At 68.0% G+C, this 12,460-nt stretch carries 10 protein-coding genes and 1 riboswitch; of the genes, 7 read left to right on the forward strand and 3 right to left on the reverse strand.

Features of this window, described 5'->3' with window-relative positions; genetic code table 11:
- Nucleotides 1-25: 25 nt before the first annotated feature.
- Complete coding sequence (locus tag AC1ROD_RS04885) at nucleotides 26-487, forward strand: MaoC family dehydratase (protein WP_492031846.1); 462 nt, start codon at nucleotides 26-28, stop codon at nucleotides 485-487.
- Entirely contained in the window at nucleotides 487-1,422 is a 936-nt protein-coding gene (locus AC1ROD_RS04890; RefSeq protein ID WP_492947126.1) for a bifunctional riboflavin kinase/FAD synthetase, read from the forward strand. Before AC1ROD_RS04885 ends, AC1ROD_RS04890 begins: the two co-directional genes overlap by 1 nt.
- 3 nt (nucleotides 1,423-1,425) lie before the next feature.
- On the opposite strand, the gene AC1ROD_RS04895 is transcribed toward AC1ROD_RS04890, so the two are convergent.
- Nucleotides 1,426-1,977, reverse strand: coding sequence for a DUF3828 domain-containing protein (locus AC1ROD_RS04895; protein WP_492947127.1), 552 nt, complete (start codon nucleotides 1,975-1,977; stop codon nucleotides 1,426-1,428).
- Between the two features lie 220 nt (nucleotides 1,978-2,197).
- On the opposite strand from AC1ROD_RS04895, the gene ileS reads away from it, so the two are divergent.
- On the forward strand, nucleotides 2,198-5,137 hold the full coding sequence (gene ileS, locus AC1ROD_RS04900) for an isoleucine--tRNA ligase (RefSeq protein ID WP_492947128.1): 2,940 nt from the start codon (nucleotides 2,198-2,200) through the stop codon (nucleotides 5,135-5,137).
- Between the two features lie 77 nt (nucleotides 5,138-5,214).
- Here the strand turns inward: ileS and AC1ROD_RS04905 are convergent, their stop codons facing one another.
- The gene (locus AC1ROD_RS04905) at nucleotides 5,215-6,816 is read right to left on the reverse strand and encodes an isocitrate lyase (RefSeq protein WP_492947129.1); all 1,602 of its coding nucleotides are present in this window, start codon (nucleotides 6,814-6,816) and stop codon (nucleotides 5,215-5,217) included.
- A gap of 155 nt (nucleotides 6,817-6,971) precedes the next feature.
- On the opposite strand from AC1ROD_RS04905, the gene AC1ROD_RS04910 reads away from it, so the two are divergent.
- The 3 genes from AC1ROD_RS04910 to AC1ROD_RS04920 are packed head-to-tail and all read left to right on the forward strand — an operon-like array spanning nucleotide 6,972 to nucleotide 9,313.
- Nucleotides 6,972-8,375 (forward strand): helix-turn-helix domain-containing protein, encoded by a 1,404-nt coding sequence (locus AC1ROD_RS04910; protein WP_492947130.1) that lies wholly within the window; start codon nucleotides 6,972-6,974, stop codon nucleotides 8,373-8,375.
- Between the two features lie 30 nt (nucleotides 8,376-8,405).
- Nucleotides 8,406-8,966, forward strand: coding sequence for a hypothetical protein (locus tag AC1ROD_RS04915; protein WP_492947131.1), 561 nt, complete (start codon nucleotides 8,406-8,408; stop codon nucleotides 8,964-8,966).
- Nucleotides 8,963-9,313 carry a hypothetical protein gene (locus AC1ROD_RS04920; RefSeq protein WP_492947132.1) on the forward strand — a complete coding sequence of 117 codons (351 nt, stop codon included), beginning with the start codon at nucleotides 8,963-8,965 and terminating at the stop codon, nucleotides 9,311-9,313. Before AC1ROD_RS04915 ends, AC1ROD_RS04920 begins: the two co-directional genes overlap by 4 nt.
- 236 nt (nucleotides 9,314-9,549) lie before the next feature.
- Here AC1ROD_RS04920 and cobU read toward each other — a convergent pair whose 3' ends face one another.
- Nucleotides 9,550-10,065, reverse strand: coding sequence for a bifunctional adenosylcobinamide kinase/adenosylcobinamide-phosphate guanylyltransferase (cobU, locus tag AC1ROD_RS04925; RefSeq protein ID WP_492947133.1), 516 nt, complete (start codon nucleotides 10,063-10,065; stop codon nucleotides 9,550-9,552).
- Nucleotides 10,066-10,101: 36 nt separating this feature from the next.
- Nucleotides 10,102-10,308, forward strand: a riboswitch (cobalamin riboswitch).
- 150 nt (nucleotides 10,309-10,458) lie between these two features.
- Here cobU and AC1ROD_RS04930 point away from each other — a divergent pair.
- Complete coding sequence (locus tag AC1ROD_RS04930; protein WP_492947134.1) at nucleotides 10,459-12,459, forward strand: TonB-dependent receptor plug domain-containing protein; 2,001 nt, start codon at nucleotides 10,459-10,461, stop codon at nucleotides 12,457-12,459.
- The last annotated feature ends 1 nt before the right edge of the window (nucleotide 12,460 follow it).

Genomic DNA, 12,460 nt, shown 5'->3' on the forward strand with positions numbered 1-12,460 from the left:
GTCGCACCGGCGCTAACACCGTCCGATGGTTGAACTGGTTCAGAAGCATCCGTCGGGGGGCTATATCCTCGACGAACTCCACGTGGGCATGACCGCCGAAAAGGCCGTCGAGGTCACCGAAGCCCGCATCGCGCAATTCGCCGAGGCCTCGGACGACTTCAATCCCGTGCATATGGACGAGGCGTTCGCGTCGAAGACCGCCTATCGCGGCCGGATCGCGCATGGCCTGCTGTCGGCGTCGTTCGGTTCGGCGGTGGTCGGCACCATCCTGCCGGGCGCGGGCGCCATCTACCTGACCCAGACCCTGGCCTTCCACAAGCCGGTGCGCATCGGCGATGTGGTCATCGCCCGCATCACCGTCTCGGCGGTGGACGAGGTCTCGGCCCGCGTCACCCTGCGCTGCGAAGGCTATGTCGGCGACGAGCCGATCATGGACGGCGAGGCCACCGTCCGGGTGCCGCGCCGGCGTCGTCCCGCCAAGGGCTGATGACCATCGAGGTCTTCCGCGGCTGGCGCGACCTGCCGGAAACGGCGAAGGGCGCGGCCGTCGCCGTCGGCGCCTTCGACGGCGTGCATCGCGGCCATCAGGCGGTGATCGCCGCCGCCCGTCAGACCGCCGACGCCATCGGCGCGCCGCTGGCCGTCGTCAGTTTCGATCCCCATCCGCGCCGCTGGTTCCAGCCCGACGCCGCCCCCTTCCGCCTGATGACCGCCGCTCAGATGGCGGGCGCGCTGGAGCCTCTCGGCGTCGATCGCCTCTATCTGCTGCCGTTCGACGGCGAGATGGCGGCCATGACCGATGTCGAGTTCGCGCGCCGGGTCCTGGCCGACGGTCTGGGCATCCGTCACGCCGCGGTCGGCTTCGACTTCACCTTCGGCCGCGGTCGCTCGGGCTCGCCCGAGGCGCTCCGCACCTATGGCGAGACCCTGGGCTTCACCGTCTCGACCACCGAGCGCATCGACGATCCGGATGGACTCAAACTGTCGTCCAGCGCCGTGCGCGAAGCCCTCAAGGCCGGGGACATGGCCCGCGCGACCGCCATCCTGGGCCGCCCCTTCGCCATCGAGGGCGAAGTCATCCACGGCGACAAGCGCGGCAGGACCATCGGCGTGCCCACGGCCAATGTCGCGCTCGGCGACTACATGCGTCCGGCCTACGGGGTCTATGCGACCCGCACCCGCCTGCCGGATGGGCGCGTCATCGATGGCGTCGCCAATCTGGGCGTCCGTCCGATGTTCGAGATCGAGACCCCGCTCTTGGAGGTCTGGCTGTTCGACTTCGCTGCAGACCTCTACGGCCAGACCGTCGAGACCGAACTGGTCGCCTTCCTGCGCGGCGAGCTCAACTTCAACAGCCTCGACGCCCTCAAGGTCCAGATCGATGCGGACGCCGAGGCGGCGAAGGCGATCCTGAAGCGCTGAGCCTCAGCCCCCCGCCGCCTCGATCACCTTGATGGTCGCGTCCTTGAGGGACTTGCCTTCAGCGTCGATGACGTCGTCGACCTTCCAGTTGATGCCCTCGCGGACCAGTTTCAGCGTCTGGTGGGTGGTTTGGCCGGCGTTGGTGAAGGCCACGGCGGCGGTGGCGTCGTTCACGCCCGTCTTGGTGACGGCGAGGCTGTCGAGGGTGAAGGCGCCCTGGTCCTGGCAGCCGCACAGGATGTCGTAGTTGACCGTGGGAACCTCCCCCTTCGCGACCCGGACGTCGGCGCCGAGGGTGGCGTTCAGCATGCGCGAATAGATGGGGTCCTGGCCGGCGGCGGGCGGCGGCTCCTTGGGCCCGCCCGCGACATAGACGGCGTAGATGGCGCGCACGAAGGGCTCGGGGCCTTCGCCGGCGGCCTGGTAGATGGCGGGGCGGCCGGGCGCCATGCTGGCCGAGGCCGGGGCGGCGGGCGCCTCGGCCTTCTTTTCGGGTTCGGTGCAGCCGGCCAGCAGGGCCGCAGCGGCGGCGGGAAGCAGGAGAAGGGCGCGCATGATTTCCTCGGCAGCGACAACGGCGCCCCGACGGCGCTCTTGAAGCGCACGCTACGCTTTTCCCAACCGCTGTCACCTGTTACACCGCCCGGCATGGACGTCCGCCTGATCATTCCGGCCCGGATTAGCCGCCCGGCGTAGCGCCGACGGGGGATTCCCCACGCGCACGTCGGGTTCCGAGCTTTCCACCTACGTCCCCTTGCCTGATCCGAGACGCCGAATGTCCGATACGCCTACCGAATCCACCGCCGAATCCACTTCCGATTCTGGCCGCGACTACCGCGAGACCGTCTTCCTCCCGGAGACGCCGTTCCCCATGCGGGGCGGCCTGCCGCAGAAGGAGCCGGTCATTCTCGAACAGTGGGGCGACCTCTACGGAACCCTGCGCGCCGAGCGTCAGAAGCAGAAGGCGCCGCTCTACGTCCTGCACGACGGCCCGCCCTATGCGAACGGCGACATCCATATCGGTCACGCCCTGAACAAGACGCTGAAGGACTTCGTGGTCCGCTCGCGCTTCCTGCTGGGCTATGACGTTGACTATGTCCCCGGCTGGGACTGCCACGGCCTGCCGATCGAATGGAAGATCGAGGAGGAATTCCGCTCCAAGGGGCGCCGTAAGGACGAGGTCTCCAAGGAGGAGTTCCGCCGCGCCTGCCGCGCCTATGCCGGCAAATACATCGACCTGCAGAAAGAGCAGTTCAAACGCCTGGGCATCACCGGCGACTTCGCCAACCGCTACGCCACGATGGACTTCACCTCCGAGGCGGCCATCGTCGCGGAGTTCCACAAGTTCAAGAACTCGGGCCAGCTGTATCGCGGCTCCAAGCCGGTGATGTGGTCGCCGGTCGAGCGCACCGCCCTGGCCGACGCCGAGATCGAATATCACGACCACGTCTCGCCGACGATCTGGGTCAAGTTCCCGGTCATCGCGGCCTCGGACGACCATTCCGACGACCTGCTGAGCTTCCGCAACGCCACGCCCGCCATCGTCATCTGGACGACCACGCCCTGGACCATCCCCGCCAACCGCGCGATCAGCTACGGCCCCGAGATCGCCTATGGCCTCTATGAGGTCACGGCCATGGAGACGGGGCTGGAGTTCGAGCCCTGGGCCAAGCCGGGCGACCGCCTGATCGTCGCCGACAAGCTGGCCGAGGACGTGTTCAAGGCCGCGAAGATCGCGTCGTGGACCCGCGTGGACGATCTGAACCCGTCGGGCCTGGAGTGCGCCCACCCGCTGGCGGCGCTGGATCCGGGCTACGGCTTCTCCGTGCCCCTGCTCTCGGGCGACCACGTCACCGACGACGCCGGTACGGGCTTCGTTCACACCGCGCCGGGGCACGGCGCGGACGACTTCGAGGTCTGGAAGGCCCACGGTCATCACGAGGTGCCGGACACCGTCGATCCGGACGGCGCCTACTATCCGGGCGTGCCCCTGTTCGCGGGGCTGAAGGTGCTGGAGACCGAGGGCAAGAAGACCGGCAAGTTCGGTCCCGCCAACGGCGCGGTGATGGAGAAGCTGATCGAGGCCGGGACGCTTCTGGCCCGCGGCCGACTGGAGCACTCCTATCCGCACTCCTGGCGCTCCAAGGCCCCGGTCATCTTCCGCAACACGCCGCAGTGGTTCATCCGCATGGACGAGCCCCTGAAGTCGGGCGACACCCTGCGCGAGACGGCGCTGAAGTCGATCGACGCCACCGCCTTCCACCCGGCGGGCGGCAAGAATCGCATCCGCTCCATGGTCGAAGGCCGCCCCGACTGGCTCGTCAGCCGTCAGCGCGCCTGGGGCACGCCTCTCGCCATGTTCATCGACAAACAGACCGGTCAGCCCCTGCATGATCCGGAAGTCGACGCCCGCATCGTCAAGGCCGTCGCCGACGGCGGCGCCGACGTCTGGTTCACCGCGCCCGACAGCGACTTCCTCGGCGCCCACGACACGGCCCGGTTCGAGAAGGTCGAGGACATCCTCGACGTCTGGTTCGATTCCGGTTCGACCCACGCCTTCACCATCGACCCGCGCACGGTCGAGAACGGCTATACGGGCGACTGCCCGTCGCATTGGCCGGCCGACCTCTATCTGGAAGGCTCCGACCAGCACCGCGGCTGGTTCCAGTCGTCGCTGCTGGAAGGCTCCGGCACGCGCGGCCGGGCGCCCTTCGAGGCGGTCCTGACCCACGGCTTCACCCTCGACGAGAAGGGGGAGAAGATGTCCAAGTCCAAGGGCAACACCACCGATCCCCTGACCATCATCAAGGAATCCGGCGCCGACATCCTGCGCCTCTGGGTCGCCCTGGTGGACTATTCGGACGACCAGCGGATCGGCAAGCAGATCCTGCAGACCACGGTCGACGCCTATCGCAAGCTGCGCAACACCGTCCGCTATCTGCTGGGGGCGCTGGCCGACTTCGACGAGGCCGAGCGTCTGCCGCTGGACCAGATGCCGCCGCTGGAGACGTTCATCCTGCACCGTCTGCACGAGCTGGATGGCCAGGTGCGCAAGGCCTACGGCGAATACCGGTTCCAGGACGTGGTGCGGCCGGTGCTGGAGTTCTGCTCCAACGACCTGTCGGCGCTCTATTTCGACGTCCGCAAGGACAGCCTCTACTGCGACCGGCCGGACGCGATCCGCCGCCGTGCCGCCCGCACAGTGATGGACGAGGTCTTCGCCCGCCTGACCGCCTGGCTGGCCCCGCTGACGCCCTTCACCATGGAAGAGGCCTGGCAGACGCGGTTCCCGGGTTCGCAGACCAACTGCGCCCGCGTGATCCCCGAGACGCCGGACAGCTGGAAGAATGAAGCCGAGGCGGCGCGCTGGGCCAAGGTCCAGACGGTGCTGGAGACGGTCAACGAACAGCTCGAGGCCGCGCGTCGCGACAAGGTCATCGGCGGGGCGCTGGACGCCTGGCCGGTGGTGACCGGTCCGGCCGAAGCCTTCGCGCCCTTCGAGGGTCTGGACGCCGCCGAGGTGTTCCGCACCTCGGGCGCCGAACTGGTTGTCGGCGGCGAGGCGGTCACGGCCGAGGTCAAGCTGGCCGACTATCCCAAATGCGCCCGCTCGTGGCGACGCGTGCCGGACGTCGGTTCGGATGCGGCCTATCCCGAGCTCAGCGCCCGGGACGCCGACGCGGTCCGCTACTGGGACGAACGGCACGTCGGCTAAAGCCTACGCATCGCTGAAAGCAAAACCGGCCCGGAGCGCGCGCTCCGGGCCGGTTCTCGTTTAGCCGTATCGATGGATCAGGCGGCTTCGCCGAACTGGTTCATCGTGTTGTGGACGCCGCCGGCCTTCAGGGCGGCCTCGCCGGCGAAGTACTCCTTGTGGTCGTCGCCGATGTCCGAGCCGGACATGTTCTGGTGCTTCACGCAGGCGATGCCCTGACGGATCTCCTTGCGCTGGACGCCCGCGACATAGCCCAGCATTCCGGCCTCGCCGAAGTACTCCTTGGCCAGGTTGTCCGTGGACAGGGCGGCCGTGTGATAGGTCGGCAGGGTGATCAGGTGGTGGAAGATGCCCGCCCGCTTCGCGCCGTCCGCCTGGAAGGTGCGGATGCGTTCGTCGGCCTCGAGCGCCAGCGGGGTTTCGTCATAGGCCGCGCTCATCAGCTTGGCGCGGTCATAGCCCGAGACGTCCTGGCCGTCGGCCTGCAGGGCGTCGAAGACCTGCTGGCGGAAGTTGAGCGTCCAGTTGAACGAGGGCGAGTTGTTGTAGACCAGCTTGGCGTTGGGGATGACCTCGCGGACGCGGTCCATCATGCCGGCGATCTGTTCGACGTGGGGCTTCTCGGTCTCGATCCACAGCAGGTCGGCGCCGTTCTGGAGGCTGGTGATGCTGTCCAGAACGCAGCGGTCCTCGCCCGTTCCGGCGCGGAACTGGAACAGGTTGGACGGCAGGCGCTTCGGGCGCAGCAGCTTGCCGTCGCGGTTCAGGATGACGTCGCCGTTCTTCAGGTCCGAGGGCGCAATCTCCTCGCAGTCCAGGAAGCTGTTGTACTGATCGCCCAGGTCGCCGGGTTCGTTCGAGACGGCGATCTGCTTGGTCAGGCCGGCGCCGAGGCTGTCGGTGCGGGTGACGATGACGCCGTCCTCCACGCCCAGTTCCAGGAAGGCGTAGCGGCAGGCGCGGACCTTGGCCAGGAAGTCCTCGTGCGGGACCGTGACCTTGCCGTCCTGGTGACCGCACTGCTTCTCGTCGGAGACCTGGTTCTCGATCTGCAGGGCGCAGGCGCCGGCCTCGATCATCTTCTTGGCCAGCAGATAGGTCGCCTCGGCGTTGCCGAAGCCGGCGTCGATGTCGGCGATGATCGGCACGACGTGGGTCTGGTGACCCTCAATGGCCGCCAGCGCGGTCTTCTCGGCGGCGGCGTCGCCGGCGTCGCGGGCGGCGTCCAGATCGCGGAACAGCATCCCCAGCTCGCGGGCGTCGGCCTGACGCAGGAAGGTGTACAGCTCCTCGATCAGGGCCGGGACGGAGGTCTTCTCATGCATCGACTGGTCGGGCAGGGGGCCGAACTCCGAGCGCAGGGCGGCGATCATCCAGCCGGACAGGTAGAGGTATTTCCGGTCGGTCGTTCCGAAATGCTTCTTGATGGAGATCATCTTCTGCTGGCCGATGAAGCCGTGCCAGCAGCCCAGCGACTGGGTGTACTTGGACGGGTCGGCATCGTAGGCCGCCATGTCCTTGCGCATGATCGCCGCCGTGTAGCGGGCGATGTCGAGGCCGGTGCGGAACCGGTTCTGCAGCCGCATCCGGGCCACGGCCTCGGCCGAGATGCCGGACCAGGGGGCGGCCTTGGCTTCGATCAGTGAAGCGACCTGGGTGATGTGATCCTGATAGGACATGGGGTGTTCCTCGACGCACGGAGATGACGTTGAGCGCATCGGTAGGCGTCCGGTTCGCGGTCCGGCAGGGGCTTCGCGGTGAAGCTGTCAAACTTTACAAGATTTTCCTGTAATGATGTAATGTCTCGACCGACGCTGACTTTTCAGGCCCTTTGATGCCCGCACAACGCCGCCTCTATGTCGGGCCCAGCCTCAGGCGGTTGAGGCGCGACCTCGGCCTGACCCAGGCCGACATGGCCTCCGATCTGGAGGTTTCGGCCTCCTATGTGGCCCTGCTGGAGCGCAATCACCGGCCGCTAAGCGCCGAGATGCTGCTCAGGCTGGCCCAGACCTACAAGCTGGACATGGCGACCCTGGCGGGGGACGCCTCGACCGATATCGCGGCGCGGCTGAACTCGGCGCTGAAGGATCCGATGTTCGCCGACATCGACCTGCCGTCCCTCGAGAACGCCGACCTCGTCACCAACTTCCCGGGCGTCACCGAAGCCCTGCTGAGGCTCTATACGGCCTATCAGGAAGAGCATCTGGCGCTGGCGGACCGGAGCGTGGAGGCGATCGATCCGGACGGGGCCGACAGCGCCGATCCGGTGGCCGAGTCGAGGCGGTTCCTGGCGGCGAGGCGGAACAGTTTTCCGGTGCTGGACGAGGCGGCGGAGCGGCTGGCGGCGGCGGCCGCGGAGGCGGGCGGGCTGGAAGGCTATCTCAGCCAGACGCACGGCCTGCGGACCCGGCGAATGCCGCCCGACGTCATGGTCGGCTCGATCCGGCGCTATGACCTGCACCGGCGCGAGGTTCTGCTGGATGACACCCTGGACGGGGCCAGCCGGCAGTTCCAGCTGGCGCTGCAGATCGCCTGGCTGGACCTGAGGGCCGACATCGAGGCTGTGGCCGCGGGCGGCGTCTTCGCGACCGAGGGCGGGGAGCGGCTGACCAAACGGGCCCTGGCCTCCTATGCGGCGGCGGCCATGGTCATGCCCTATACGGCCTTCGCCCGGGCGGCGGAGACGCGGCGTTACGACGTCGAGGCCCTGGCCCGGCAGTTCGGGACCAGCTTCGAGCAGACCGCACACCGGCTTACGACGCTGCAGAAGCCGGGGCAGGAGCGGGTGCCCTTCTTCTTCATCCGGGTCGATCCGGCGGGCAATGTGTCCAAGCGGCTGGACGGGGCCGGCTTCTCCTTCGCGCGGCACGGCGGGGGTTGTCCGCTGTGGTCGGTGCACCTGGCCTTCCGGACGCCGCGGGAGATCGTCACCCAGTGGCTGGAGCTGCCGGATGGCCAGCGCTTCTTCTCCATCGCCCGGACGGTGACGGCGGGGGGCGGGGCCTTCGGGGCCCAGAGGGTCGAGCGGGCCATTGCCCTGGGCTGCGCGGCCGAGCACGCCCATCGGCTGATCTACACCCAAGGCGCGCCCGAGCCGGACCCGACGCCGATCGGGGTCACCTGCCGGCTGTGCCAGAGGATGGAGTGCACGGCCCGGTCGGCGCCGCCGATCGGCCGCCAGATCCTGCCCGACGACATCCGCCGGACCAGTACGCCCTTCGGTTTCTCGGACGGGTGAGGTAGGCCGAGCCATGGCGAGACATTCCTCATGACCGGGCTTCCCCTGTTGCCCGACCGGACCTGCGGCGGCTGCGTGGAGTGCTGCCGCTATATTCCGCTCGACCTGCCCGAACTGGCCAAGCCGACGGGCGAACTGTGCGCCTACTGCGTCGACGGGGCGGGGTGCGGCGTGCATGCGATCCGGCCGCAGACCTGCCGGACCTGGTTCTGCGTCTGGCGGGTGGTGGAGCTGTCCGACGACTGGCGGCCCGACCGCAGCGGGGTGATCGTCCGGCCTGACGGTCTGACCGAGGGGGAGATCACCCTCTATGTCATCGACCGCAGCGACTTCCTATTGTCCGACGACTTCTTCGACACCGTGGTCCACTGGCTGGACAGCGGGATCCGGCTGGCGCTGAGCATTCCGGGGCCGGTGGGGACCTTCCCCGTGCGGGCGGTGGTCACCGACTATCTGAAGCAAGCGATCACCGCAGGCGACCGCGACCTGTTCGACGAACTGGTCGAGCGGTCGCTGGATAGCCTCGCCCAACACGATTGGCAGCCGGACGGCGTGGTCGCCCGCTATGCCGTGGGGGAGACGCCGTCGTGATGCGGCCGCGCTGGACGCAGGGCAGGGCAGGACCGCGCGCGCCGAGGTCCCTGTCGAGCGACCCGGGCGCCAACCGCATCCGCTGGTTCGGGGCCATCATTCTGGCGGTCCTGGGTTACTGGACCTGGAGCCACCAGAAGCCGGGGTTCGCCCAGCGGGCCGAGGCCGCGGCGAAAGCGGCGGGGGCGACCGAAGTCCGTTTCGATCCGGCGCGGCAGAGGAACGGCAAGACCATGATTTGCGGGGTCGCGGACGGCAAGCTGGTCATCTACCGCGAGCCGCAGGGGCTGGCGAAAGACGACGGGTCGCTGGCCTTCATCACTCTTTTTCGCGACGGCTGCGCCTGAGGGCCTTTGGCGGTGTCAGTCTGAAAAAAACGCCGCCACACCGCCAAACACCGCCAACGATTGTGAGCGAAAGCAGTGGCTTGGCAATTTTCGGTGTCAGGGGCACTGCCAGATTATGGGAAATTGAAGGGCTGGTACGGGGATGGTGAGCGGGTGGGCTGAACCTGTCAAAGACCGACCCGGCGACATGGCGACGCCGGTTTCACGGCGCAAGCTCGAAGCAGGAATAAATTCCTCTAGTTTAGCCTGAGCGGCAGGCCGGCGACGATCAGCACCGTCTCCTCCGCCACCTTGGCCAGCCGCTGGTGCAGTCGCCCGGCGTGGTCGCGGAAGGCGCGGGCGAGGGCGTTGTCGGGCACGATCCCCCAGCCGACCTCGTTGGAGACCAGCAGCAGATCGGCCGGGCAGGCAACGACCGCGTCCACGAGGGCGTCGAAGGCGGCCTCGATATCGGCCTCGGCCAGCATCTGGTTGCTGAGCCACAGGGTCAGGCAATCGACCACGCAGACGTCGTCGGGCGTCAGGGCGGCGAGGGCGGGGGTCAGGTCCAGCGGCGCCTCGACCGTGGTCCAGCGCTCGTCGCGGTCGGCCTGATGCCGGGCGATGCGGTCGGTCATTTCGGCGTCGAAGGCCTGGGCGGTGGCGATCATGACAAGGCGGCGATGCATCGGGGCGGCGATGGATTCGGCGCGGTTCTGGGCATAGGCCGTTTTGCCGGAGCGGGCGCCGCCGAGAACGAGCGTGGTCGGCATCAAGAACACTCCATTGCCTGCGGCAGCGCTTTGGCCTAAGTCGGCCCCGCGACAGGTTCCCCGGAAACGGGGATGAAAAGGGAACTCGGGTGAAAATCCCGGACTGCCCACGCAACTGTAAGCGGCGAGCCCGCGCACCATTAGCCACTGGACCCCGAAGGCGAAAGCCGGACGGCCTGGGAAGGCGGTGCGCATCGGCATTGACCCGTGAGCCAGGAGACCTGCCCGTCGTGGTCGTCCTTCGCGCGGACGTGGTGTGCCGAGCGGAACGGGATCTACCCGAATGACGACGTCTGTTGGGCTGCGTGCGCGCGCGGTCGTGACCGGGCGCGTCCGCATCCGATCATGGCCTCGTTCGGCCGGCTCGTTGTCGAGCTAGGGATTGGACCCGCTATGAGACCTGAACTGTACCTGGGCGCCGCTACGGCCGCGCTTCTCCTGACCGCCGGCGCGGCTTCCGCGCAAACCTCGAACGGGGCCGCCCCGCAAACCGACGATTCGACGCTGCTGGGCGACGTCATCGTCACCGCCAACCGTTCGGCCCAGGCGGCCGATCGCGTCGGCCAGTCGGTCACCGTCCTGACCACCGAACAGATCGAGGCCAGCCAGACGGTCGAGGTCGTCGACCTGCTGGTCCGCACGCCCGGCGTCAGCCTGTCGCGCAACGGCGGCATCGGGACCACGACCTCGCTGCGCATCCGTGGCGCCGAGGCCGACCAGACCGTCTATGTCATCGACGGCGTCAAGCTGAATGACCCCTCGTCGACGGGCAGCGGCTATAACCCCGGCAACCTGCTGACCGGCGACATCGCCCGGATCGAAATCCTGCGCGGCGCCCAGTCGACCCTGTGGGGCTCGCAGGCCATCGGCGGCGTTGTGAACCTTGTCACGGCCGAACCGACCCGCCCCTTCCAGGCCTCGCTGAACGCCGAGGCGGGTTCGCGTGGAACCTCCTGGCTGCGCGGCGGCGTGGGCGGCGCCGGCGAGCGCATCACCTGGCGCGTCGCGGCCTCCCACTACCAGACCGACGGCTTCTCCACCTTCGTGCGGGGAACCGAGAAGGACGGCTATGAGAACACCGGCCTCAGCGGCCGTCTGAACCTCAAGCTGACCGACGACGTCTCGCTCGACCTGCGCTCGGTCTACTCCAGCGGCCGCACCGACATCGACGGCTTCCCGGCCCCGACCTTCGCCTTCGGCGATACGCGTGAATACGGCACGACCAAGGATCTGGTCGCCTATGCCGGGCTGAATTTCGACCTGTTCGAAGACCGGTTGAAGAACCGCGTCGCCTATGGCTGGACACAGACGGACCGGCAGAATTTCAACCCCGCCCAGCCCGTCACCAACCTGACCTTCGACGCGCGCGGCGAGAACAAGCGGTACGAATACCAGGGCGTGTTCGACATCGCCCAGGGCTGGGTGGCCACCTTCGGCGCCGAGCATGAGGATTCGGAGTTCCGCACCGCCTCGCCGTCGGAGTTCACCCCCAACCCGACGCCGGTGGCCAACTCGGTCGGCCTCGACGGCTATTATCTGCAGGTCCAGGGCGAGGTGGTTTCCGGCCTGACCCTGACCGGCGGCGTGCGTCGCGACGAGCATGACACCTTCGGCGGCAAGACCCTGGGTCAGGCCGCCGCGGCCTGGTCGCTGAACGACGGTTCGACGGTGTTGCGCGCGAGCTTCGGCCAGGGCTTCAAGGCGCCGAGCCTGTACCAGCTCTACAGCGAATACGGGAACACGGCGCTTCTGCCGGAAGAGGCTGACGGCTGGGACGCCGGGGTTGAGCAGCATTTCTTCGACAAGCGCCTGATGCTGTCCGCGACCTACTTCAATCGCGATACGACCAACCAGATCGACTTCGTCTCCTGCTCCAGCACGGTGACCCAGGCGGCTGCTCCGCTGTGCTTCCGCAACACCGCCCCTGCCGGCGCGACGCCGGTGTATGTGCGTCGGTCGGGCTACTACGGCAACACGGCCAAGACCCAGGCAAACGGTGTCGAACTGGCCGCCGCCGCCTACCTCGGCGCCGTCGAGGTGCAGGCCAACTACACCTTCACTGACGCGACCAATGAGACGGCCGGCGCCAACTTCGGCCGGCATCTCGCGCGCCGTCCGGAAGAGACCGCCAACCTGTCGGCGACCTACGTCTGGCCGTTCCGCCTGGCGACGACGGTGGCGGTCCAGTACGCCGGCGAGAGCTTCAACAACGCGTCCAACTCGGTGCGTCTGGAGCCCTACACCCTGGTCGATCTGCGGGCGTCTTATCCGCTCAACGACACGGTCGAGATCTATGGCCGGGTCGAGAACGTCGGCGATGAGAAATACCAGACCACGACCGACTACGGCTCGGCCGGGCGCGGGACCTTCGTCGGCGTGCGGGCCCGGTTCTAGG

The organism is Brevundimonas sp. GW821-FHT12E07 (assembly GCF_058807035.1).